General features: G+C 60.2%; 20 protein-coding genes. 9 read left to right on the top strand and 11 right to left on the bottom strand.

Annotated elements, in window-relative coordinates:
* Positions 1-37: 37 nt before the first annotated feature.
* On the bottom strand, positions 38-1,702 hold the full coding sequence (gene ettA, locus AC1RMX_RS21965) for an energy-dependent translational throttle protein EttA (RefSeq protein WP_096820851.1): 1,665 nt from the start codon (positions 1,700-1,702) through the stop codon (positions 38-40).
* 286 nt (positions 1,703-1,988) lie between these two features.
* Here ettA and AC1RMX_RS21960 point away from each other — a divergent pair, with 286 nt between their 5' ends.
* From AC1RMX_RS21960 to AC1RMX_RS21940, 5 genes are all read left to right on the top strand, one after another.
* On the top strand, positions 1,989-5,837 hold the full coding sequence (locus AC1RMX_RS21960; RefSeq protein WP_493073007.1) for a bifunctional diguanylate cyclase/phosphodiesterase: 3,849 nt from the start codon (positions 1,989-1,991) through the stop codon (positions 5,835-5,837).
* A gap of 240 nt (positions 5,838-6,077) precedes the next feature.
* On the top strand, positions 6,078-7,331 hold the full coding sequence (gene glyA / locus AC1RMX_RS21955; protein ID WP_096820849.1) for a serine hydroxymethyltransferase: 1,254 nt from the start codon (positions 6,078-6,080) through the stop codon (positions 7,329-7,331).
* A 278-nt stretch (positions 7,332-7,609) separates the two neighbouring features.
* On the top strand, positions 7,610-8,923 hold the full coding sequence (locus AC1RMX_RS21950) for a C4-dicarboxylate transporter DctA (RefSeq protein ID WP_096820848.1): 1,314 nt from the start codon (positions 7,610-7,612) through the stop codon (positions 8,921-8,923).
* 49 nt (positions 8,924-8,972) lie between these two features.
* Entirely contained in the window at positions 8,973-9,677 is a 705-nt protein-coding gene (locus tag AC1RMX_RS21945; RefSeq protein ID WP_096820847.1) for a FadR/GntR family transcriptional regulator, read from the top strand.
* Positions 9,678-9,701: 24 nt separating this feature from the next.
* A complete protein-coding gene (locus AC1RMX_RS21940) occupies positions 9,702-10,397 on the top strand; it encodes a GntR family transcriptional regulator (RefSeq protein ID WP_493073006.1) in 696 nt (231 codons plus the stop codon).
* Between the two features lie 13 nt (positions 10,398-10,410).
* Here AC1RMX_RS21940 and yjiA read toward each other — a convergent pair whose 3' ends face one another.
* The 3 genes from yjiA to AC1RMX_RS21925 all read right to left on the bottom strand — a co-directional run bounded on the left by yjiA (position 10,411) and on the right by AC1RMX_RS21925 (position 13,751).
* Positions 10,411-11,382 carry a GTPase gene (gene yjiA / locus AC1RMX_RS21935; RefSeq protein WP_493073005.1) on the bottom strand — a complete coding sequence of 324 codons (972 nt, stop codon included), beginning with the start codon at positions 11,380-11,382 and terminating at the stop codon, positions 10,411-10,413.
* Between the two features lie 89 nt (positions 11,383-11,471).
* Positions 11,472-11,669 carry a YbdD/YjiX family protein gene (locus AC1RMX_RS21930; RefSeq protein ID WP_003228401.1) on the bottom strand — a complete coding sequence of 66 codons (198 nt, stop codon included), beginning with the start codon at positions 11,667-11,669 and terminating at the stop codon, positions 11,472-11,474.
* A 15-nt stretch (positions 11,670-11,684) separates the two neighbouring features.
* Positions 11,685-13,751, bottom strand: a complete 2,067-nt coding sequence (locus AC1RMX_RS21925; RefSeq protein ID WP_096820844.1) for a carbon starvation CstA family protein — start codon at positions 13,749-13,751, stop codon at positions 11,685-11,687.
* Positions 13,752-13,910: 159 nt separating this feature from the next.
* Between AC1RMX_RS21925 and AC1RMX_RS21920 the strand changes: the two genes are divergently transcribed.
* Entirely contained in the window at positions 13,911-14,279 is a 369-nt protein-coding gene (locus AC1RMX_RS21920) for a PilZ domain-containing protein (RefSeq protein ID WP_085712214.1), read from the top strand.
* Here the strand turns inward: AC1RMX_RS21920 and radA are convergent, their stop codons facing one another.
* From radA to katB, 3 genes are read right to left on the bottom strand one after another with little or no spacing between them, the layout of a single operon-like run.
* Positions 14,280-15,647, bottom strand: a complete 1,368-nt coding sequence (radA, locus tag AC1RMX_RS21915; protein WP_039771749.1) for a DNA repair protein RadA — start codon at positions 15,645-15,647, stop codon at positions 14,280-14,282.
* A gap of 45 nt (positions 15,648-15,692) precedes the next feature.
* Entirely contained in the window at positions 15,693-16,238 is a 546-nt protein-coding gene (locus AC1RMX_RS21910; protein ID WP_493073003.1) for an ankyrin repeat domain-containing protein, read from the bottom strand.
* Between the two features lie 51 nt (positions 16,239-16,289).
* The gene (gene katB / locus AC1RMX_RS21905) at positions 16,290-17,831 is read right to left on the bottom strand and encodes a catalase KatB (RefSeq protein WP_493073002.1); all 1,542 of its coding nucleotides are present in this window, start codon (positions 17,829-17,831) and stop codon (positions 16,290-16,292) included.
* A 284-nt stretch (positions 17,832-18,115) separates the two neighbouring features.
* Here katB and mscL point away from each other — a divergent pair, with 284 nt between their 5' ends.
* Positions 18,116-18,529 (top strand): large-conductance mechanosensitive channel protein MscL, encoded by a 414-nt coding sequence (mscL, locus tag AC1RMX_RS21900; RefSeq protein ID WP_102621112.1) that lies wholly within the window; start codon positions 18,116-18,118, stop codon positions 18,527-18,529.
* A gap of 33 nt (positions 18,530-18,562) precedes the next feature.
* On the opposite strand, the gene AC1RMX_RS21895 is transcribed toward mscL, so the two are convergent.
* Complete coding sequence (locus tag AC1RMX_RS21895; protein ID WP_493073000.1) at positions 18,563-19,339, bottom strand: ferredoxin--NADP reductase; 777 nt, start codon at positions 19,337-19,339, stop codon at positions 18,563-18,565.
* Positions 19,340-19,685: 346 nt separating this feature from the next.
* Here AC1RMX_RS21895 and AC1RMX_RS21890 point away from each other — a divergent pair, with 346 nt between their 5' ends.
* A complete protein-coding gene (locus AC1RMX_RS21890; protein ID WP_493072999.1) occupies positions 19,686-20,399 on the top strand; it encodes an autoinducer binding domain-containing protein in 714 nt (237 codons plus the stop codon).
* 166 nt (positions 20,400-20,565) lie between these two features.
* Positions 20,566-21,690 (top strand): methyltransferase, encoded by a 1,125-nt coding sequence (locus AC1RMX_RS21885; RefSeq protein ID WP_493072998.1) that lies wholly within the window; start codon positions 20,566-20,568, stop codon positions 21,688-21,690.
* Positions 21,691-21,759: 69 nt separating this feature from the next.
* Here the strand turns inward: AC1RMX_RS21885 and AC1RMX_RS21880 are convergent, their stop codons facing one another.
* From AC1RMX_RS21880 to AC1RMX_RS21870, 3 genes are read right to left on the bottom strand one after another with little or no spacing between them, the layout of a single operon-like run.
* Positions 21,760-21,927, bottom strand: coding sequence for a DUF2474 domain-containing protein (locus tag AC1RMX_RS21880; protein ID WP_007950992.1), 168 nt, complete (start codon positions 21,925-21,927; stop codon positions 21,760-21,762).
* Positions 21,928-21,984: 57 nt separating this feature from the next.
* Complete coding sequence (gene cydB / locus AC1RMX_RS21875) at positions 21,985-22,992, bottom strand: cytochrome d ubiquinol oxidase subunit II (RefSeq protein WP_085697554.1); 1,008 nt, start codon at positions 22,990-22,992, stop codon at positions 21,985-21,987.
* Between the two features lie 3 nt (positions 22,993-22,995).
* Entirely contained in the window at positions 22,996-24,432 is a 1,437-nt protein-coding gene (locus tag AC1RMX_RS21870) for a cytochrome ubiquinol oxidase subunit I (RefSeq protein ID WP_493072997.1), read from the bottom strand.
* Between the last annotated feature and the right edge of the window lie 251 nt (positions 24,433-24,683).

Below are 24,683 nucleotides of genomic sequence, written 5' to 3'. Positions count from 1 at the left end.
CCCGAAGGCTCCGCTTTTTCATGCAACCAACCTGTGATCAGGCCAGTTTCTTGTGGCGTACCCGGTGTGGCTGGGCCGCTGCTTCGCCGAGACGCTTTTTGCGATCGGCTTCGTACTCGGTGTAGTTGCCTTCGAAGAACACCGCTTGCGAGTCGTCTTCGTACGCCAGGATGTGCGTCGCGACGCGGTCAAGGAACCACCGATCGTGAGAGATCACAATGGCAGCGCCCGGGAAGTCCAGCAGGGCTTCTTCCAGGGAACGCAGGGTTTCAACGTCGAGGTCGTTGGACGGTTCGTCGAGCAGCAGGACGTTGCCGCCCTCCTTCAGGGTCAGCGCCAGGTGCAGACGACCGCGCTCACCACCGGACAGGTCCTTGACGAACTTCTGCTGATCGCCGCCCTTGAAGTTGAAGCGACCGACGTAGGTACGCGACGGGATCTCGTAGTTGCCGATGCGGATCTGGTCGGAACCGTCGGAGATCTGCTGGAACACGGTCTTGCTGCCGTCGAGGTCTTCGCGACTCTGGTCCACACAGGCCAGTTGCACGGTTTCGCCGACTTCGATGGTGCCGGAATCCGGGGTTTCCTTGCCCATCAGCATGCGGAACAGGGTCGATTTACCGGCACCGTTACCACCGATCACGCCGACGATGGCGCCTTTCGGCATCGAGAACGACAGGTTGTCGATCAGTACGCGATCGCCGTAGCCCTTGGTGACGTTCTTGAATTCGATGACCTTGTCGCCCAGGCGCGGACCGGCCGGGATGTAGATCTCGTTGGTTTCCGAACGCTTCTGGAATTCCTGCGATTGCATTTCTTCGAAGCGTTGCAGACGAGCCTTGGATTTCGACTGGCGGGCCTTGGCGCCTTTGCGCACCCACTCCAGTTCTTCCTTCATGGCTTTTTCGTGAGCCGATTGCTGCTTGGATTCGGCCGCCAGACGATCGGACTTGGCTTCCAGCCAGCCCGAGTAGTTGCCTTCGTACGGAATGCCCGCGCCGCGGTCGAGTTCCAGAATCCAGCCGGCAACGTTGTCCAGGAAGTAACGGTCGTGCGTGATCGCTACCACAGTGCCCGGGAAGTCGTGCAGGAAGTGTTCGAGCCACGCAACGGAGTCGGCGTCCAGGTGGTTGGTCGGTTCATCGAGCAGCAGCATGTCCGGGGCGGACAGCAGCAGACGGCACAGGGCCACACGACGTTTTTCACCACCGGACAGGTGTTCCACCTTCGCGTCCCAGGCCGGCAGACGCAGCGCATCGGCGGCGACTTCCAGCTGGCGCTCCAGGTTGTGACCGTCGCTGGCCTGCAGGATCGCTTCGAGCTTGGCCTGTTCAGCGGCCAGCTTGTCGAAGTCGGCGTCCGGATCGGCGTAAGCGGCGTAGACCTCGTCCAGGCGGGCCTGGGCGTCCTTGATCACGCTGACCGCTTCTTCGACCACTTCACGCACGGTCTTGGTCGGATCGAGTTGCGGCTCTTGCGGCAGATAACCGATGTTCAGTTCCGGCATCGGGCGCGCTTCGCCTTCGAATTCGGTGTCGACGCCGGCCATGATTTTCAGCAGCGTGGACTTACCCGAACCGTTGAGGCCGAGTACGCCGATCTTGGCGCCCGGGAAGAAGGACAGAGAAATGTTTTTCAGGATTTCCCGCTTCGGCGGAACAACTTTGCCCAGCCGATGCATGGTGAAGACGTATTGAGCCATGGAGAACCTTGGGTCAGTGACAGATGAATGATTGGAGCGCAGGCGATGCCCGGCCAGACCATGCGCGTCGTTCACTTGATGGTGATCAATGCGTGCGCGCTGAAAAAAGTCTGATTCTAGGAGCTGGAACGCTCCCGCGTAACCGGCAAAGCTACCTGAATGACCGGTGGCAGTCCAGCCGAGCGGGGCTGGCACTTCGCCACAACTCAAGGCATGCTAGCCGCCCTTTGGGCGTCCGGCTTATAGTGCACGTCGCGCCAGTCCAGCCAAACCGCAGGATTACAGCTTGTCCAATGTCACTCCGCCTACTTCTGTGAGCAGCACCCCACCGGCGCCCGGCTCGTCCCTGCGTGGGACATTGAAAGGCGCGCTGGCGACTTTGGTGCTGTTGCTGCTGGCGTTGCTGTTCTGGCAACTGCTCGATCAACTGCGTGAAACCCAGAAAAACCAGCGCCAGTACACCATCGACTACACCGCCGATCTCGCTTCGCAAGTCAGCCTCAACATGTCGCTGAACGCGCAGATCGCGCTCAATCTGCTACCGATCGTCGAACAGCCGCAGTCCACCGACGATCAGCAGGCGCTGCTGCGCAAGTTGCAGCAATCGCTGCCGGACCTGCGCAGCCTGGCCTTGCTCAGCCCCTCCGGAAAAATCCTCAGCGACAGCGCCACTGACAGCCAGGACGCCGACTACCTCAGCGATCTGGTCCGCCGCAGCCACGCCCAGGCCCATTATTTCAGCAATGCCGACGACGGCTCGGTGGTGCATCTGCTGCTGCATCAGGCCAGCGGCAGCACCCGCGGCTATTGGGCACTGCGCCTGACCCCGACCTTCTTTGCCTCGCTGACCAAACAGGGTGACAGCGGCATCCGCCCTTTGTGGCTGGTGGAAAACCGCATCAACCATCAGATCATCAGTCGCGACGAAGCCCTGCCCTCCACCAAGACCAGCACCCTGACGCCCGACGATCTGGCCAACAGCGTGCTGACCGTGCCGCTGAGCAGCAGCGACTGGCAACTGCGCGGGCTGTTCGACCGGCAACATGTGCTGGAAGAGTTGCTGCCCGCGTTCATCGGCAAATGCCTGCTGGGTCTGGCGTTCTCGCTGTTGCCATTTATCGCGTTGCTCAACATGCGCCGCCGCCAGCGTCAGGTGCATGAGGGGCGTCGTCGTTATCAGGATATTTTCGAAGGCACCGGCGTGGCCCTGTGCGTGCTGGATCTTTCGGGGCTCAAGCAGGTTTTCGAGAAAGCCCAGATCCAGACCAGCGACCAGCTCAAGGCCTGGCTCGACCAACCGCAACAGCGCCAGCAACTGCTTCAAGAGCTGCGGATCACCGAGGTCAACCAGGTGGCGCTGCAACTGCTTAACGTCAATTCCTGCGACCACGCCTGGCAACTGCTGATCGACGGTCATCCGCACAGCCAGTGCGCCATCGGCAATCAAGTGCTCGATGCCGTGCTCCAGCAGCAAAAGCAGCTGGAACTGGAAATCAAACTGCCGGACATCAACGGCCGCGACCAGCACCTGTGGCTGGTGCTGCGCCTGCCGCAGGAGCAGCACGACTACAAGGCCGTGATCCTGAGCATCAACGACATCACCAGCCGCAAGCTGATCGAACTGTCACTGCTGGAACGCGAAGGCTTCTGGTCGGACGTGGTGCGCACCGTGCCGGATCACCTGTACGTGCAGGATGTGATCAGTCAGCGGATGATTTTCAGCAACCACCACCTCGGCCAGACCCTCGGTTACAACCGTACCGAGCTGCATCAGATGGGCGAGTACTTCTGGGAAATCCTCCTGCACCCGGAAGACGCCGACTATTACCACCGCTCGCGGCAGATGCAGCGTCACGCCGGTTACAGCCAATTGCTGCAATGTCAGTTGCGCTTCCGTCACCGCGACGGCAAGTGGCGGCGCTTCGATATCCGCGAACAGGCGCTGGCCCGGGACAAGCACGATCAGGTCACGCGGATCATCGGCGTGGCCAAGGACATTACCGAGCAGATCGAAGCCAGCGAATCGTTGCGCGACAGCGAGCAGCGCTACCGGATGCTCGCCGAAAGCATCAGCGACGTGATCTTCTCCACCGACAGCAAGCTGTCGCTGAACTACGTCAGCCCGTCGGTGCAAGCCGTGCTTGGCTACGACGCCGAATGGATTTTCCAGAATGGCTGGCAGTCGACCATCGCCAACCCGCAGCAACTGAGTGGCATCTATCACCTGATGGACCGGGTCAGCAAAGCGCTGGACAAGCCTGAGCAACTGGCAATCCTGCGCAGTCAGGTACAGACCCAGATGTTCCTGTTCGACTGCCTGCGCGCCGATGGCCGCAAGATCCCGATCGAACTGCGCCTGGTGCTGGTGTGGGACGAACACGGCGCCTTCGAAGGCGTGCTCGGGGTCGGTCGCGACATCAGCCAGCAACGCCGTGCCGAGAAAGACCTGCGCATGGCGGCCACGGTATTCGAGCATTCGACTTCGGCGATCCTGATCACCGACCCGGCCGGGTACATCGTCCAGGCCAACGAAGCTTTCAGTCGCGTCAGCGGCTACGCGGTGAGCGAAGTGCTCGACCAGTTGCCGAACATGCTCACCGTCGACGAACAACAGGACGCGCACCTGCGTTACGTGCTCAAACAATTGCATCAGCACAGCACCTGGGAAGGAGAAGTCTGGCTCAAGCGCCGCAATGGCGAGCACTACCCGGCGTGGGTCGGCATCACTGCGGTGCTCGATGACGAAGGCGACCTGGCCAGTTACGTGTGCTTCTTCAGCGACATCAGCGAGCGCAAGGCCAGCGAACAACGGATTCACCGCCTCGCCTACTACGACGCCCTGACCCACTTGCCGAACCGCACGCTGTTCCAGGATCGCCTGCACACCGCGCTGCAATCGGCCGACCGGCAGAAGTCGTGGGTGGTGCTGATGTTCCTCGACCTCGACCGTTTCAAACCGATCAACGACTCTCTCGGCCACGCCGCCGGCGACCGCATGCTCAAGGACATGGCCACCCGGCTGCTGGCCTGCGTCGACGATGACGACACCGTGGCGCGGATGGGCGGCGACGAATTCACTTTGCTGCTGCAACACCGCTCCAGCCGCGAAATGGCACTGAACCGTGCGATCCATGTGGCCGAGCAGATTCTTGGCAGCCTGGTGCGGCCGTTTGTGCTGGAGGGTCGCGAGTTCTTCGTCACGGCCAGTATCGGCATCGCCCTGAGCCCGCAGGACGGCAACGAACTCAGTCAGCTGATGAAGAACGCCGACACCGCGATGTACCACGCCAAGGAGCGCGGCAAAAACAACTTCCAGTTCTATCAGGCCGACATGAACGCCAGTGCGCTGGAGCGTCTGGAGCTGGAAAGCGACCTGCGCCACGCCCTCGAGCAGAACGAATTCGTGCTGTATTACCAGCCGCAGTTCAGCGGCGACGGCAAACGCCTGACCGGCGCCGAAGCCTTGCTGCGCTGGCGTCATCCGCGTCGTGGACTGGTGCCGCCGGGGGATTTCATTCCGGTGCTCGAAGAACTCGGGCTGGTGGTGGACGTCGGCGACTGGGTGATCAGCGAGGCCTGCCGTCAGCTCAAGACCTGGCACCAAAGCCGCGTGCGCGTGCCGAAGGTCTCGGTGAACATTTCCGCCCGGCAGTTCTCCGACGGCCAGCTCGGCACGCGGATCGCCACCATCCTCAAGGAAACCGGCCTGCCGCCGGCGTGCCTGGAACTGGAACTGACCGAAAGTATCCTGATGCGCGAAGTCAGCGAAGCGATGCAGATCCTTGCCGGCCTGAAGAACCTCGGTCTGAGCATCGCGGTCGACGACTTCGGCACCGGTTACTCATCGCTGAACTACCTCAAGCAATTCCCGATCGATGTGCTGAAGATCGACCGCACCTTCGTCGACGGCCTGCCGTCCGGCGAACAGGACGCACAGATTGCCCGGGCAATCATCGCCATGGCCCACAGCCTCAATCTGGCGGTGATCGCCGAGGGCGTGGAAACCCACGAGCAGCTGGACTTCCTGCGCGAGCATGGTTGCGACGAGGTTCAGGGTTATCTGTTCGGGCGGCCGATGCCGGCCACCCGCTTCGAGGCGCAGTTCAGCAATGATGCGCTGTTCATGTTCGACTGAGGATCGGCGGCGCGGCCTTCGCGAGCGAGCTCGCTTCCACAGGGATTGATGTCGATCACAAAATCGTGGGCTGGCCTCGGTTATTGTGCGAACCGGCTGGTCAGCGAAAAGGCCGGCACGGACGCCACATATCTGGTCATGAACGCCACTTGTCTGCGACATGATGTCGTTTCATATGCCATCCAAAACCCGATGGGTTAGAATGCCCCCCTTTTCTGCCCCCGATCCTTGAGGACCGCCATGTTCAGCCGTGATTTGACTATTGCCAAGTACGACGCCGATCTTTTTGCCGCCATGGAGCAAGAAGCCCAGCGCCAGGAAGAACACATCGAGCTGATCGCTTCGGAGAACTACACCAGCCCAGCGGTGATGGAAGCTCAAGGCTCGGTTCTGACCAACAAGTACGCCGAAGGCTACCCGGGCAAGCGCTACTACGGTGGTTGCGAGTACGTCGACGTTGTTGAGCAACTGGCCATCGACCGCGCCAAAGAGCTGTTCGGCGCCGACTACGCCAACGTTCAGCCGCACGCCGGCTCGCAAGCCAACGCCGCTGTCTACCTGGCCCTGCTGTCGGCCGGTGACACCATCCTGGGCATGAGCCTGGCTCACGGCGGTCACCTGACCCACGGCGCCAGCGTTTCCTCCTCCGGCAAGCTGTACAACGCCATCCAGTACGGCATCGACGCCAACGGCCTGATCGACTACGACGAAGTCGAGCGTCTGGCGGTCGAGCACAAGCCGAAAATGATCGTGGCCGGTTTCTCTGCCTACTCGCAGATCCTGGACTTCCCGCGTTTCCGCGAAATTGCCGACAAGGTTGGCGCCTACCTGTTCGTCGACATGGCTCACGTGGCCGGTCTGGTCGCCGCTGGCGTCTACCCGAACCCGGTTCCGTTCGCTGACGTCGTGACCACCACCACCCACAAGACCCTGCGCGGTCCACGTGGTGGCCTGATCCTGGCTCGCGCCAACGCCGACATCGAGAAGAAGCTGAACTCCGCCGTATTCCCGGGCGCCCAGGGTGGCCCGCTGGAGCACGTGATCGCCGCCAAAGCGATCTGCTTCAAGGAAGCACTGCAGCCTGAGTTCAAGGCTTACCAGCAACAAGTGGTGAAAAACGCCCAGGCCATGGCCGGCGTGTTCATCGAGCGCGGTTTCGACGTGGTTTCCGGCGGTACTGAAAACCACCTGTTCCTGCTGTCGCTGATCAAGCAGGAAATCTCCGGTAAAGACGCCGACGCTGCTCTGGGCAAAGCGTTCATCACCGTGAACAAGAACTCCGTGCCAAACGACCCACGCTCCCCGTTCGTCACCTCCGGTCTGCGCTTCGGTACTCCGGCTGTGACCACTCGTGGCTTCAAGGAAGCAGAGTGCAAAGAACTGGCTGGCTGGATCTGCGACATCCTGGCTGACCTGAACAACGAAGCGGTGATCGACGCCGTTCGTGAGAAAGTCAAAGCCATCTGCAAGAAACTGCCGGTATACGGCGCTTAATTGCGACGCTAAAACCGCAGCATGAAAAACCGGCCAAGTGATTGGCCGGTTTTTTTTCGTCCGCAAAAAAGTTTCGAACGGCAAATGGCTCAAGGTCGGGGCATTGCGCCCAACTGGTCAGACCGGTCATGCCAATTCGTCATTTTTCACTTGCGATCCGCCAAAATCAGCGCCTAGACTGCACCCGCACTGGACATACCGGTAAGACCACAATAATTAAGTCCTGAATCTGATGCGCCCCGCGCACGGCAGCCAGGACACCGACCAGGATTCCTCCCATGCTCAGATGGTGCTCGCGTTCAATCTTCCTCCAAGTGGTTCTCGGACTGATGCTCGGCATCGTCTGCGGGCTGACCCTTCCTGAATACTCGGCCCAGCTCAAACCGCTCGGCGACGGTTTCATCAAACTGATCAAGATGCTCATCGGCCTGATCGTGTTCTGCGTGGTGGTCAGCGGCATCAGCGGCGCTGGCGACCTGAAGAAGGTCGGGCGCATCGGCCTCAAGTCAGTGATCTACTTCGAAGTGCTGACCACCATCGCGCTGGTGATCGGTCTGGTGTTCGCGTTCAGCACCGGGATCGGCAGCGGCGCCAACATCCATCTGGAGCAACTGTCCGCCGCCGACATGGGCGACATCGCCGAACGCGGCCAGCACATGCACACCACCACTCAGTTCCTGATGGACCTGATCCCGACCTCGGTACTCGGCGCCTTTGCCGACAACAACATCCTGCAAGTGCTGTTGTTCTCGGTGCTGTTCGGCAGCGCGTTGAATCTGGTGGGCGAAGCCGCTTCCGGGATCTCGCGGCTGATCAACGAGCTGAGCCATGTGATCTTCCGCATCATGGGCATGATCGTGCGTCTGGCACCGATCGGCGTGTTCGGTGCCATCGCCTTCACCACCAGCAAATACGGCCTCGATTCCCTGCAACACCTGGGCAGCCTGGTCGGTTTGTTCTACCTGACCTGCATCGCCTTCGTCGCACTGATTCTCGGCCTGGTGATGCGCCTGTCCGGTCTGCGTATGTGGCCGCTGCTCAAGTACCTGCGCGAAGAACTGCTGATCGTCATGGGCACCGCCTCCTCCGACGCCGTGTTGCCGCAGATCATGCGCAAGCTGGAACATCTGGGCATCGGCAGCTCGACCGTCGGGCTGGTGATTCCCACCGGTTACTCGTTCAACCTCGATGGTTTTTCGATCTACCTGACCCTGGCCATCGTGTTCATTGCCAACGCCACCGGCACACCGCTGGCCATGACCGATCTCTTGACGATTTTGCTGGTGTCGCTGATTACCTCCAAAGGTGCCCACGGCATTCCGGGATCGGCGCTGGTGATTCTGGCGGCCACGCTGACGGCCATCCCGGCGATTCCGGTTGTGGGTCTGGTGCTGGTGCTGGCGGTGGACTGGTTCATGGGCATCGGCCGGGCGCTGACCAACCTGATCGGCAACTGCGTCGCCACCGTGGCCATCGCCCGCTGGGAAAAGGATATCGATGTGCAACGGGCGAACAAGGTGCTCAACGGCGAGCAGGGCTATAACTTTCAGCCGAGAAAAACGGTCGCTCAAGCGGCGGCCAAAGAATTCTGAATGATCGCCGTGCCTGCGCACATGCAGGCACGGCTCATGGAGCGAACACGTGATTACTACATCCACCGTCGTCAACTCAGTGGTAGAAAAACTCCGGGCCGCCCTCGCCCGTGGCCAGTGGCGCTCCGGCGAGATGCTGCCGGGCCAGCGCGAACTGGCCGAGCAACTGGGCATCAGCCGCCCGAGCCTGCGCGAAGCGGTGATCGTGCTGGAAACCCTCGGTCTGGTGCGTTCGATGCCGGGCAAAGGTGTGGTGGTGCTCGACGCCCAGGCCAGTGACAGCCAAAGCCACGACAGCGCAGTGGCCGGCGCCAGCCTCGAAGACGTGCTGCAACTGCGCTACACCCTCGAACCGTTCATCGTCGGTCTGGTGGCGCAGTCGATCAGCAGCAAGGAAGTCGGGCAGTTGCGCCTGACCCTGATGGACATGCGCGAAGCCCTCGAGGCAGGTGACAGCGAGGCCGGCGTCAGCGCTTACATCGCGTTTCACGAAGAGCTGTTCACCCTGACCTCGAACCCGATTTTCCAGAGCGTGGTGCAACAGACCAGCAACGCCCTCAAACAGAGCGCCGAAGTGCTGCGCAATTCGCCGGAGCACCTGGCCGAACGCCTTGAGGAAAACGAGGCCGTGGTGCGCGCGATCCGCAGCAAGAACAGCGCTCAGGCCAGTGCCGAAATGCGCCGGCACATCCTGCGTGAAGGCCAGCGCATGGGGATCGAGCTGAATATTCCGGATGACAATCTGAGTAACTGAAACGCCTCACACTGGAGACCGGCCATGAACAGTCTTGCCACGCCGTCGCATTCTCGCCAGACCTCGGCGGCCCTGCCCTTCTCCCGCCTGCAGACGCCGGTGGACGAGCTGTATCCGCGACTGTTCGACGCAATCCTCGAACAACGCCTCGATGCCGCCAGCCGCTTCACCGAAGAGAGTCTCAAGCAGATGTTCGGTGTCAGCCGAGCGGATGTGCGTCGGGCGCTGACCCAACTGTCCCACGAACAGATCATCGTGCTGCGGGCCAACCATCGGCCGCGCGTTGCCGCGCCGGATACCGAGCAGACACGTCAGGCGCTGCACGCCCGGCGCCTGGCCGAGACCACGCTGGTGCGGCTGGCTTGTCAGCATGCGCAGGCTGAAGATCTGAAACGCCTGCGCACCTTGATCGAACGCGAACGCCAGGCTGTGGATAAAGACCGACGCGGCGCGGCGATTCGCCTGTCCGGGGAGTTTCATTTGCAGTTGGCGAAAATGGCCGGGAATGCACCGTTGGCGCATTTTCTCGGCACGCTGGTGCCGCTGACCTCACTGGCGATTGCGCGTTGCACTGAAAGCACGCACAGCTGTTGCGGCTGGCAGGATCACGCCCGGATCGTCGAGGCGATCGAGCGTGATGACGCCGCCGAGGCCGTGTCGCTGATGAACCGTCATCTGGATCATCTGGAACAGACGATTCTCAGCGGTTCCACGCACTGAGACAGCGGCGGACTCAGTCCGCCGCCACCTTGGCAAACCCCGCCCGGATCTTCTCTTCCGGCAGATCATCGGCGATAAACACGATCACGCTTTCCCGTGCCTCGCCCTCGGCCCACTCGGTGTCCCAGTCGAAGCCGTAGAGTTTCAGCACGCCCTGGAACACCAACCGACGATCTTCGCCCGCAATGTTCAGCACGCCCTTATAACGCAGCAATTGCTTGCCGTGCTCTTCCAGCAATTCGTTCATGAACTCGCTGAGCTGATCGATATCCAGTGGCTGATCGGTACGCAACACCAGACTGGAAATCCGGTCGATGGACGGCGCCTTGCTGACCGGGCGCAGACTCACCCCGCCACCGAGATCGGCATTCAGGTTGAAGCCACGCACATCGAGCAATTCAGCCAGATCGATGTTGCCGTGTTCGACCACGCGAATCGGCGCACGGCGGTTGATGCGGGTCAGGCGTTCGCTGAGTGCGGTGAACGCAGCCTCGTCCACCAGATCGGTCTTGCTCACCAGCAAGCGGTCGGCGAAACCGATCTGCGCCTGGGCGATGGTCTGGGTCAGGTGCAGCTCGGCATGGGCCGCGTCGACGAGGGTGATGATGCCGTCGAGCAGGTAACGCTCACGCAGTTCTTCGTCGATGAAAAAGGTCTGTGCCACTGGCGCCGGGTCGGCCAGACCAGTGCACTCGATGACCAGACGATCGAAGGCGATTTCGCCGCTGTCCAGGCGCTCGAGCAACAGGTACAGGGCTTTGGTCAGGTCGGTGTGGATGGTGCAGCAGACGCAGCCGTTGGCCAGGGTCATGACTTGCACCGGCTCGTCGCCCAGCAACTGGGTGTCGATACCGGCGTCGCTGAATTCGTTTTCGATCACGGCGATTTTCAGACCGTGCTCGGCTTTCAACAGATGGCGCAGCAAGGTGGTCTTGCCGGCGCCGAGGAAGCCACTGAGCACCGTGACCGGGATGGGAGAAGACAAACTCGATCTCCTTCAATTGCACAAATAAAAATGGGAGCAGGCCGAAAGACCTGCTCCCACCTCACCTCTGATGAACCGCGATCAGCGGCTCAACAGCACTTCGGCCCACCCTTGCCACCGTAACGGGCTTCCTGACGTTCGCGAAAGAACATCTCGTAGCTCATCACCGGTTTGTCCGGGTGTTTGGTTTGCATATGCTCGACGTACGTGTCGTAGTCGGGCATGCCGACCATCAGGCGCGCGGCCTGACCGAGGTATTTACCGAGGCGACTCAGGTCATTGAACATGGTGCAATCCTCTGGTTACGCGTCCGGCAGGGCCTGGAACGGCGATTCTTTATCCGTACGCTCTTTTTTGCCCCAGGCGGCGATGCCGACCTTGAGCGCATAGAACAGGATGCTGAATACCACGAACAGGAACAGCGCGGTCAGCGTTGCGTTGGTGTAAGCGTTGAAGATCACGTGCTGCATCTGCTCGACGCTCTTGGCCGGTGCGATCACCTGGCCTGCGGCCAGTGCATCGCTGTACTTCTTGGCCAGCGACAGGAAGCCGACAGCCGGGTTGGCGTCGAACAACTTGATGAAGCCTGCAGTCGTGGTGCAGATCAGCAGCCAGGCAGCCGGCAGCAGAGTGACCCAGATATAGCGCTGACGCTTCATCTTGATCAGGACCACGGTGCCGAGCATCAGCGCGATACCGGCCAGCATCTGGTTGGAGATACCGAACAGCGGCCACAAGGTGTTGATACCACCCAGCGGATCGATCACGCCCTGATACAGCAACCAGCCCCACATCGCCACACAACCGGCGGTGGCGATCAGGTTGGCGGTCCAGGACTCGGTACGTTTCAGCGCCGGCACGAAGGAGCCGAGCAGATCCTGCAGCATGAAGCGACCGGCACGGGTGCCGGCGTCCACAGCGGTCAGGATGAACAGCGCTTCGAACAGGATCGCGAAGTGGTACCAGAACGCCATGGTGTTTTCACCCGGCAGGACACTGTGCAGGATCTGCGCGATACCGACCGCCAGGGTCGGTGCACCACCGGCACGGGCCAGGATGGTGGTTTCGCCGATGTCATGCGCCACGGCTTGCAGCGCCTCAGGCGTAATCGCAAAACCCCAGTTGCTGACAGCGGTCGCAACAGCCACCACGTCACCGCCGACCACGGCAGCCGGGCTGTTCATGGCGAAGTACACGCCTGGCTCGATCACCGAAGCGGCAACCATGGCCATGATGGCCACGAACGATTCCATCAGCATGCCGCCGTAACCGATGTAGCGGGCGTTGGTTTCGTTATCCAGCAGTTTCGGCGTGGTGCCGGACGAGATCAGTGCGTGGAAGCCCGATACCGCACCGCAAGCGATGGTGATGAACAGGAACGGGAACAGACCGCCCTTCCACACCGGACCGGTGCCGTCGACGAACTGGGTCAGGGCCGGCATTTTCAGCTCGGGCATGGTGACCAGAATGCCGATCGCCAGGGCGATGATGGTACCGATCTTGAGGAACGTGGACAGATAGTCACGTGGCGCGAGGATCAGCCAGACCGGCAACACAGCGGCAACGAAGCCGTAACCGATCAGCATCCAGGTGATTTGCACGCCGGTGAAGCTGAAGGCCTTGGCCCACACCGGGTCAGCGGCAATCTGCCCGCCCAGCCAGATCGAACCGAGCAGCAGCACCACGCCGATCACCGAGATCTCGCCGATGCGGCCCGGGCGGATGTAACGCATGTAGATGCCCATGAACATCGCGATCGGGATGGTCGCCATCACGGTGAAGATGCCCCAAGGGCTCTCGGCCAAGGCTTTGACGACGATCAGCGCCAGCACCGCGAGGATGATGATCATGATCAGGAAGCAGCCGAACAGCGCGATGGTGCCGGGGATACGGCCCATTTCTTCACGCACCATGTCGCCCAGGGAGCGGCCGTTGCGACGGGTGGACATGAACAGGACCATGAAGTCCTGCACCGCGCCCGCCAGCACCACGCCGGCAATCAGCCACAGCGTGCCGGGCAGGTAGCCCATCTGCGCAGCCAGTACCGGACCGACCAGAGGCCCCGCGCCGGCGATGGCCGCGAAGTGGTGTCCGAAGAGAATGTGTTTGTTGGTCGGAACGTAGTCCAGACCGTCGTTGTTGAGCACGGCGGGGGTGGCCCGGCGTGGATCGAGTTGCATCACATTGTTAGCGATGAACAGACTGTAGTAACGGTACGCAACCAGATAAATGGCCACGGCGGCGACCACGATCCACAAGGCGTTGATCGCCTCGCCTCGGCGCAATGCCACTACGCCCAGGGCGCACGCTCCTACGATTGCCAGCACTAGCCAGGGTAAGTGGCGCAGCAGGCTATTATTATTTTTCATTTTATTATTCCAGCCAGGGTGGACAAGAAAGACAGCCACCCCGAGTTTAGCGCTACTGGCGGCAAAGGCCATACCCCGACATTGGTCGGACGCCCTGCCTGACTGGCAACACTCGACGTGGCGGGTCTATAGTCAGCGAACCGTCCAGAGGATTGCGCCATGAGCGAGCACCCGTCCGAGCGTCGCCGCTTCAAACGTATCGCGTTCGATGCCAGAACCGAATTGAGCCAGGGTGAATACATCTGGCCGGTGAAGCTGATCGACCTGTCGCTCAAGGGATTGTTGATCGAGCGGCCGGAGCCGTGGCTGGGGGATGAAACGCAGGACTTCAACGTCGACATTCACCTGAGCGACGACACCGACATCCAGATGGATGTGCAACTGGCGCACGATGATCATGGGCAACTGGGTTTCCAGTGCCGGCACATCAGCCTGGAATCGATCCAGCGCCTGCGCCGCCTGATCGAGCTCAACCTCGGGGATGAGGCCGAGCTCGAACGAGAGCTTGGCGCGTTGATGGAGCTCTGATTACTCGAAGAGTGAATCCAGCGCCTGTTCCAGACGCGTCACTGCAATGATCTGCAAGCCTGGAGGCGCTTCCTTCGGCGCGTTGCCCTTGGGCACGATCGCGCGCTTGAAGCCGTGCTTGGCCGCTTCCTTCAAACGCTCCTGACCGCTCGGCACCGGACGTACCTCACCAGACAAACCGACTTCGCCGAACACCAGCAGATCGTGGGGCAACGGACGGTTGCGCAGACTCGACATGACGGCGGCCATCAACGCCAGGTCGGATGCGGTTTCCAGCACCTTCACCCCGCCGACTACGTTGAGGAACACGTCCTGATCGTGGGTCGGAATGCCGCCATGACGGTGCAACACCGCCAACAGCATCGCCAGACGATTCTGATCCAGGCCAAGGGTGACCCGACGCGGGTTGGCCAGATGACTGTCATCCACCAGTGCCTGGACTTCCACCAGCATCGGTCGGGTGCCTTCCCACGTCGCCATCACCACACTGCCCGGGACTTCTTCCTGAGCGCGGGTGAGAAAAATTGCCGAAGGGTTGGAGACTTCTTTCAGGCCCTTGTCGGTCATGCCGAACACGCCCAGCTCGTTGACCGCGCCGAAACGGTTTTTCACCGCCCGCAGCAGGCGCAACCGGCCATCGGACTCGCCTTCGAAATACAGCACGGTGTCGACCATGTGCTCCAGAACGCGCGGGCCGGCCAATGCGCCTTCTTTGGTGACGTGACCGACCAGGAAAATCGCCGTGCCGCTTTGCTTGGCGTAACGCACCAGCAACGCCGCACTTTCGCGCACCTGGGACACGCCGCCCGGTGCCGATTGCAGTTGTTCGGTGAAAATCGTCTGGATCGAGTCGATCACCATCACCTTGGGTTTTTCCTGGCGGGCGGTGGCGATGATGGTTTCGATGCAGGTTTCGGTCATGACCCGCAGTTGATCCTGCGGCAGCCCAAGGCGACGTGCGCGCATCGCCACTTGTTGCTGGGATTCCTCACCGGTGACGTACAGCGCCGGCATGGTCTTGGCGAGGTTGCACAGGGTCTGCAACAGAATCGTCGACTTGCCGATACCGGGATCACCGCCGATCAGCACCACCGAGCCGTCCACCAGACCGCCGCCGAGCACTCGGTCCAGCTCGCCGGAGGCTGTGGAAAAACGCGGAATCTCTTCGATGCTGACTTCGGCCAGGGTCTTGATCTGCGCCTGTTGCCCGGCCCAGCCGGTGCGCCCGCTCGGGGCTGCGGCACCACCGCTCTCGACCATGGTTTCGGTCAGGGTGTTCCACGCGCCGCATTCGCCGCACTGCCCGGCCCACTTGGGAAAGGTTGCGCCGCACTCGGTGCAGCCGTACATGCGCTTGGCCTTGGCCATCTGAACCCCCGGCAAAAACCGCGATGATAACGCAGCCGTCGCCGATCAGCGCGGCGCGGCGGTACGGATTTCCCCGCTGGCCAGACGCGCGGCGCTGTTGCCCAACGGATCTTGCGCGTTCAAATCGGCGCCCCGGGCCTTGAGGGCGTCGAGCAATGCCTCACGCTTGAACAGCCCTGCGTACATCGCAGCGGTCTGCCCCGCCCCGTTGCGTTGGTCCGGGTTGCAGTCCGTAGCCATCAATCGGCGGGCGATCTGCAATTCCCCTTTGAATATGGCCCCCATCAGGGCCGTGTTTCCGCGCTGATCTTGAGCACAGGCATTCGCCCCGGCAGCCAGCAACTTGTCCACTGCGTCACCTTCGCCGTGGTAGGCCGCGAGCATCAGCGCGGTGTAACCCTTGGCATCCCGGGTATCCAGGGAATAGCCCGCCTCGATGAAGGTGTCGAGTACGGCGATATCGCCCTCACGGGCGGCATTGAAGTAGTAGTCCTGCAATTGCGCCTTGAGCGCATCAGGGTCCTGTTCGGCCGGTGCGGCCATGGTCGCGAGCGACAGACAGCCCAGCAACAGCGAAAGACAGACACGCATGAGTCACCTCCTTGAAGGGAAACGGAGCCCTTTCGGGCCCCGCGATCGTTCTTAGTCGACCAGTTTGGCCGCCAGGGCCTTGACCCGATCCAGGTCACCCTTGGCCACCTTGGTCACACCGGCGCCGTACTCCGGATCAGCCTTATAGAGGAAGGACAGGATGATGTGCTTGCTCTCGTCATCGGTGCTCGCCAGCGAACCGCCAAAGCTCTCGATCAGGTCCTGACGTTCCTTCTTGCTGAAGGATCGATACAGATCACCGGCTTGCTTGAAGTTCTGCTCACGCTGGATTTTCGCCTGCTGAGTGCTGCCTTGCAGGGACGTCTGGCTGTACCGTGCGCCTTGCGGCTCCTCACGCGGGTGCAAGCGACTCGGCTGGTAGTTCACGCCCGTATTGCTGGCGCCGAAGTTCATCGCGCCATCCTGATTACCATTGTTCACCGCAACTTTTGGAGCGTTGATGGGGAGTTGCAGGGCATTGGCACCCAGGCGATACATTTGAGTATCGGCATAAGAGAACACTCGGCCTTGTAACAAGCGATCTTCCGAAGGCTCGATACCGGGAACAATATTGGCCGGCGCCATAGCCACCTGTTCAGTTTCCTGGAAGACATTTGCCGGATTGCGGTTCAAGACCATTTGTCCAACTTTCCGTTCAGGAACATTGGGCCAGATCTTGGTTGCGTCCAGTGGATCGAAATCAAACTTGGACAAATCTTGCGGATTCAGGACCTGAACGTACAAGTCCCACTTCGGAAAATTGCCCTTGTTGATATTAGTTACCAAATCATTGGTCATGTGACTGTAGTCACGACCCTGAACTTTTGCGACTTGTTCAGGATCGAGGTTCTTGATCCCCTGCAAACTTTTCCAGTGAAACTTCACGTAGTGCACTTCACCCTTGTCGTTGACCAACTTGTAGGCGTGCACACCGTTGCCATCCATCTCCCGATAACTGGCGGGTGTCCCTGAGTTGGAATACAGCTCGGTCAATGTACGAGTGGCTTCCGGTACATGAGAGAAGAAGTCGAAACGGCGCGAGTCGTCGTCCAGGTTAGTGCGCGGATCAGGCTTGAAAGCATGCACCATGTCCGGGAACTTGATGGCGTCGCGGATGAAGAACGTCGGGAAGTTGTTACCGACCAGATCCCAGTTACCGTCAGCGGTATAGAACTTGGTCGCGAAGCCCCGTGGGTCACGCAACGTCTCCGGAGAATGATTGCCATGAACCACAGCGGAGAAACGCACGAACACCGGTGTGACCTGGCCGGCAGCGAACACCTTGGCCTTGCTCAGGTCACTGAGATCGTTGGTGACGGTGAACGTGCCATGAGCACCGGTGCCACGGGCATGCACGACGCGCTCGGGAATACGCTCGCGGTCAAAGCGCTGCAGCTTCTGGATCAGTTGCACGTCCTGCAACAGCACCGGGCCATTGGCGCCGGCGGTTTGCGAGTTCTGGTTGTCGCCAACCGCGGCACCGTTATCCCGGGTCAGAGGCGCGGCGTTCACGGAAAAGGTCAGCAGGCTGGCGGCCAATACGCCGACGGTACGGCGAAGGGGCAATACCCCTGAACCAAGTGTGGAATTCATTTCAGGTTCCTCTGTTGTTTGAGGCGCATCCAGGTGCGCCAAACAGAGGCTAGAAGCTCGGTCCGCCAAACATAAATAGAAAGATCGCAACGCCATGATTGATTATTTTTTCTTCAGGATCAGGCGCTTGCAGCGTATCCCGCGCGCGATTAGTGGCACTTTGTAAACTAATCGCGAATTGATGTGTCGATAAAAACGGGCATTGTAAGAAGGTGTTTCGCGCAGGACGCGTTTTGCTGATTTACACTGCGTACACCAAACTCATCTGTAACAAGGAAATAACTATGGGCGTGCTCAGCGAGTTCAAGGCCTTCGCGGTCAAAGGCAATGTGGTCGACATGGCCGTCGGTATCATCATCGGTGCGGCCTTCGGCAAAATCGTTTCGTCGTTTGTCGGGGACGTCATCATGCCGCCAATCGGCCTGCTGATCGGCGGGGTGGACTTCAGTGACCTGGCGATAACCCTGAAAGCCGCCGAGGGCAGCGCCCCTGCGGTCGTGATGGCCTACGGCAAGTTCATCCAGAGCATTCTGGACTTCATCATCGTCGCCTTCGCGATTTTCATGGGCGTCAAAGCCATCAACCGCCTGAAACGCGAAGAAGCCGTTGCTCCGACCCTGCCGCCGGTGCCAACCAAGGAAGAAGAACTGCTGGGTGAGATCCGCGATCTGCTCAAGGCCCAGAACAATCGGTCCTGAACCCCATGAACGGCGCCTGAAGGCGCCGTTTCTTCACCAGTAGTTTTCCACCGCCACCTGCCCTGGCCGCCGCGTCAGGCTGAGGCTCATGCCCCGCTGCTTGAGCAGGGCCCGGGTGTCGTCGATCATCTGCGGATTACCGCAGAGCATCACCCGCGAATGGACCGGATCAAGCTCAACCCCTGCCGTCTGCTCCAGCTCCCCGTTTTCGATGAGCGTGGTAATGCGCCCGTTGAGGGCCCCCAAACAGGGCTCGCGCGTCACCACAGGAATGAACTGGAACTTGTGAGCGTACTCGGCCAGGTAGTCACGCTGCGTCAACTCGGCAATCAGCTGTTGATAAGCCAGTTCCCGCGCCTCACGCACGCTGTAGACGAGGATGATTCGCTCGAATTTCTCCCACACTTCAAAGTCCTGCAGTATCGACAGAAACGGCGCCACGCCGGTGCCTGTGGATAACAGCCAAAGATCCCGGCCATCGACAAAACGATCCAGCGTCAGATACCCGAAGGCCTGGCGATCCACCAGCAAGGTATCACCTGCCTCAAGACGGCTCAGCTCACTGGTGAACTCGCCACCGGGTACCACGATGGAAAAGAACTCAAGAAACTCGTCGAACGGCGAAGACACCATCGAATACGCCCGCCACACCGTACTGCCATCGGCCTTGGTCACCCCAAGGCGGGCAAATTGCCCGGCGCGAAAGCGAAAACCGGCATCGCGGGTCGTACGCAAAGTGAACAGGCTTGGAGTCAAAGGCTGCACGTCAAGCAGCGTCTGGCGGCTGAATTTTTCTGCGCTGGCGGTCATGCGGAGCTCCCTCGACAAAGAGCTTCAGTGTCACTCAATTAGAGGCTTTGAAACACCGATGGTTTGTAGTGGCATTTAACGCCATCATCCTTAAAGAAAAACAGACGCGTTAACAACGACTTAACAGCCTTCACGACGGGATATAGAATGACGCCACTACTTTAACTACACTCAACTTCAACGCATGAAAATTAATTCATCTTGAAATCCAATATTCCTATCCAACACAGCCACTAAGAACAAAAAAATCCAAACACCCATACAAGAAGCGTCCTACACTCGTTTGCGTGCCTGACTCTTGGATCCAAGATCGCACCCCAGCGAAACACTCTCGGAGACTCTTCAAATGGAACTGTGGAAGGAGCGGCAGATACAGCAGGTGACATTCGCCACAAGAATTGAAACCGCCTACCCGATTCTGCTGACATTTGCCAAGAACATAGGTTTCAAGTTTTGTGGGATTTCAGTCACATCGACTGAACGAGAGAGACTACCAAAAGCCTTGAATATCAATAACTACCCTGAAGCCTGGAACAAACAGTACGAGGAAAATAGTTACTGTGAAGTTGACCCGGTAGTAGCACACTGCAATCAGTCAATGCTGCCAATTACATGGAATAAGGAACTCTTCTCAAAAACTCCGAAGTTGTGGGAAGCGTTACAGGAACAAGGACTGCAATACGGATGGTCGCAATCGTTTCATCACGAAGAAAGTGGCCTGTGCAGCATTCTCAGTCTGGCCCGGCCTCACTGTCCGATCAGTGCAATCGAGTTGTATGAACATTTTGGCTACATGTTTTACGTCACCAGCCATCTGGCCGAGTTGTTCGCGCACGCGCTTCCCAAGCGGCCGGCCAAGGCCCAACCGCCTCGCCTGTCCGCTCGGGAGGTCGAAGTGCTGAAGTTATGTGCATCCGGTAAAACCGCCTATGAAACCGCCCGAATCCTGAGCCTTAGCGAGCGCACCGTTAACTATCATGTGCAAAACGTGATTCTGAAATTGAATGTCTGCAACAAGGTCTCCGCGGTCATCGCCGCCACCAGGGCAGGGATCATCTAGTCGACGGCTCCGAAAACAAGCAAGTAAAACAGCCGAAAAAAAAGTACCATTTGCGACCTTTCTGAGTGATGACGCGTATCTTCGCGTCGCTGTCCACTCGGACGGTTCCGCCGCACAACACCCTGGGCCGCGGGACACCCGTTGATTACCCAGAGTCCCCCGCCCCATGCCTTTGCTCGATACGCCCTTCGCCCAGCTTGATCTGATCCGCCAGCCCGAACAGCAGAACGAACCGCTGCAAGCTTTCGATGCGGCCGACGAATACCTGCTCAATCATCTGGCCGAGCAGAACCCGGCGGCAAACACTCGGGTATTGGTGCTCAACGACAGCTTCGGCGCGCTAGCCATCAGCCTTTGCGGCAAAGTGCAGGTCAGCAGCAGCGGCGATTCGTTCCTGGCGTTTCAGGGTCTTGAAAAAAACCTGCTGCGCAATGGCCAGGTATTCGATGCGCTGCGCGGCACGCCGGCCAGCGAGCCGTTGGTCGGGCCATTCGACCGGGTACTGATCCGCGTGCCAAAAACCCTGGCGCTGCTGGAAGAACAACTGATTCGCCTGCAAGGCCAATTGGCGCCCGGTGCCCAGGTGGTAGCCGCAGCCATGGTCAAACACTTGCCCCGCGCTGCCGGTGATCTGCTGGAACGCTACATCGGCCCGGTTCAGGCTTCGCTGGCCGTGAAGAAGGCGCGCTTGTTGATCGCCACGCCTGAGGCCAAGGCTGCGGCCGTCTCGCCTTATCCGACCCGTTATCGCCTCGACGAGCCGGCCATCGAACTGCTCAACCACGCCAACGTGTTCTGCCGCGAAGGGCTGGATATCGGTACTCGCGCCTTTCTTCCGCACTTGCCGAAGAATCTCGGCGCGGCACGGGTTGCCGACCTCGGTTGCGGTAACGGCGTACTGGCCATCGCCAGCGCCCTGCAAAACCCTGATGCGCATTACACGCTGGTGGACGAATCGTTCATGGCCGTGCAGTCCGCCGCCGAGAACTGGCGCGCAGCGTTGGGTGAACGTGAGGTGATCGTTCGCGCCGGCGACGGTCTGGCCGGGCAGGAAGCGCAATCGCTCGACGTGGTGCTGTGCAACCCGCCGTTCCATCAACAACAGGTGGTCGGCGACTTCCTCGCCTGGCGCATGTTCCAGCAGGCTCGTGAAGCGCTGGTCGTCGGCGGTGCGTTGTACATCGTCGGCAACCGTCACCTGGGTTATCACAGCAAACTGGCGCGGCTGTTCCGGGGCGTCGAGCAAGTCGCGGCCACGCCGAAGTTCGTCATCCTCAAGGCGCGTAAATAATCCGGGCAAAAAAAACCCTCCGGTCGGAGGGTCAAAAATCCGTGCCGCAAGGCGACGGGATGGGAAGTTTCAGTGTGTAGTCAGGCCTGCGGCGTTCATGAACATGCGCATCAGGCTGGCGACGATGAACAATGCACCGACGCTGCCGACCCAGATCATGGCCAACCAGCCGAGCCGCTGCCACAGCGGCTTTTTTTCGGCTTCTTCAATGTCGTGCAGGGAATGTTTGCCGGTCATGCTTGCATCCTCCGGTTGAGGGAGATGGCGCCGCTGTCGGCGCCATCGTGATCACCCCTAGTGATAGCCGTCTTCATGGGTGACCTTGCCGCGGAACACGTAATAGCTCCAGAAGGTGTAACCCAGGATGAACGGGATGATGAACAGCGTGCCGACCAGCATGAAGCCCTGGCTTTGCGGCGGTGCGGCGGCGTCCCAGATCGAGATCGACGGCGGCACGATGTTCGGCCACAGGCTGATACCCAGACCGCTGTAGCCGAGGAAGATCAGCACCAGGGTCAGCAGGAACGGCATGTAGTTGGCATTGCGCGCCACCGCGCGAATTAGACCGTACATCGTCACCAGCACCAGAATCGGCACCGGCATGAACCAGAACAGGTTCGGCATGCTGAACCAGCGCGTCGCGATTTCCGGATGGGCCAGCGGCGTCCACAGACTGACGATGCCGATCACCGCCAGCAGCACGAAGGCCAGAGGGCGCGCCAGGTCATGCATCTGCTCCTGAAGCTTGCCTTCGGTCTTCATGATCAGCCAGGTGCAACCGAGCAAGGCATACGCCACCACCAGCGCAGCGCCGCAGAACAGCGTGAACGGCGTCAGCCAGTCCAGTGAACCGCCGGCGTATTGCCGGTTGACCACGGGCAGCCCATCGATGAATGCGCCAAGCGCCACGCCCTGGAAGAACGTCGCCGCCACCGAACCACCGATGAACGCCTTGTCCCACAGGTGACGCTTGTCGTCCTTGGCCTTGAAGCGGAACTCGAACGCCACGCCACGGAAAATCAGCCCGATCAGCATGAAGATCAGCGGCAGGTACAGCGCCGACAACACCACCGAATAGGCCAGCGGGAAGGCACCGAACAACGCAGCGCCCCCCAATACCAACCAGGTTTCGTTGCCGTCCCATACCGGGGCGACAGTGTTCATCATCACGTCGCGGTCAGTCTTGCCGGGGATGAACGGGAAAAGAATCCCGATCCCCAGGTCGAAACCGTCCATGACCACGTACATCATGATGCCGAAGATGATGATCACGGCCCAGATCAGCGGAAGATCAATACCCATGACTCAAATCTCCTTGGTCAGGCTGCGGTCGTGTTCGGCGCCATCGTCGTCGGCAGCGGACAACGGACGGGCCGGTGTGCGTTTCTGGCCAGGACCACCGTCGTTGGTTTCCTTGCCTTCGTCGGTCTTCGGCCCTTTGCGCACCAGGCGCATCATGTAGCCCAGACCCGCACCGAACAGCGCGAAATACACCACCACGAACATGATCAATGTGATGCTCATCTGCATGAAGCTGTGGTTGGAGGACGCATCCGCCGTGCGCATCAGCCCGTAGACCACCCACGGCTGACGACCGATTTCAGTGGTGAACCAGCCCGCCAGGATCGCGATCAGGCCAGACGGGCCCATCCACAACGCCAGGTACAGGAACGGCCGCGAGGTGTAGAGCGTGTCGCGTTTGCGCAGCCACAGACTCCAGAGACCGGTGAAGATCATCAGGAAGCCGAGGCCGACCATGATCCGGAACGACCAGAACACGATGGTCGAATTCGACCGGTCTTCCGGTGGAAACTCCTTGAGCGCCGGAACTTGCTTGTCCAGCGAGTGCGTCAGGATCAGGCTGCCGAGGTACGGGATCTCCACCGCGTACTTGGTTTTCTCTTCCTTCATGTCCGGCCAGCCGAACAGGATCAGCGGCGTCGCTTCGTCGCCGTGGTTCTCCCAGTGGCCTTCGATCGCGGCAATTTTCGCCGGCTGATGCTTGAGGGTGTTGAGGCCGTGGAAGTCGCCGATGACCGCCTGGATCGGCGCAACGATCAACGCCATCCACATCGCCATCGACAGCATGGTGCGGATCGCCGGGTTGTCCTTGCCGCGCAGCAGGTGCCAGGCCGCGGAGGAGCCGACGAAGAATGCGGTCGCCACGAACGCCGCCGTCGCCATGTGCATCAGGCGATACGGGAACGACGGGTTGAAGATGATCGCCAGCCAGTCGGTCGGGATGACCTGGCCATTGACGATCTCGAAACCCTGCGGGGTCTGCATCCAGCTGTTGGAAGCCAGAATCCAGAACGTCGAAATCAACGTGCCGATGGCAACCATGACCGTGGCGAAGAAGTGCAGCTTGCGTCCGACCTTGTTCCAGCCGAACAGCATGACGCCCAGGAAACCGGCTTCGAGGAAGAAAGCCGTAAGCACTTCATACGTGAGCAAAGGCCCGGTGACGGAACCGGCGAAGTCCGAGAAGCGGCTCCAGTTGGTGCCGAACTGATAGGCCATGACCAGGCCCGAGACCACCCCCATGCCGAAGTTGACGGCAAAGATCTTCGACCAGAAATGGTAGAGATCGCGGTAGGTGTCGTTGCCGGTTTTCAGCCACAGGCCTTCCAGCACCGCGAGATAACTCGCAAGACCGATGGTGATCGCCGGGAACAGGATGTGGAACGAGATGGTGAACGCGAACTGAATTCGGGCGAGATCTAGTGCCTCTAAACCGAACATAAGCTTTCCTCTATCAGATAACGGTTCCAAGGCTGGCGGCCTTGAACCACTGCCCCCACGGGTATGGAGTGCGGCGAACTCGGATTCGTTCTTCTTTTTACAGGCATCGCGACGCAGGGAGTCTGCCGACGGGTCCCGGATCAGTTCCGCGAAGGGTCTTGATCTGGATCAATCAACGTTGAAAGAGTAGTCCCATTTCCGACGGGGAACCGCGTGGTCTTTTGCCGCGTGACAAGTTGCCTCAGAGTCTT

It is taken from the genome of Pseudomonas sp. GW822-FHT03F04 (assembly GCF_058801405.1).
This window is presented reverse-complemented; position numbering and strand designations above follow the sequence as displayed.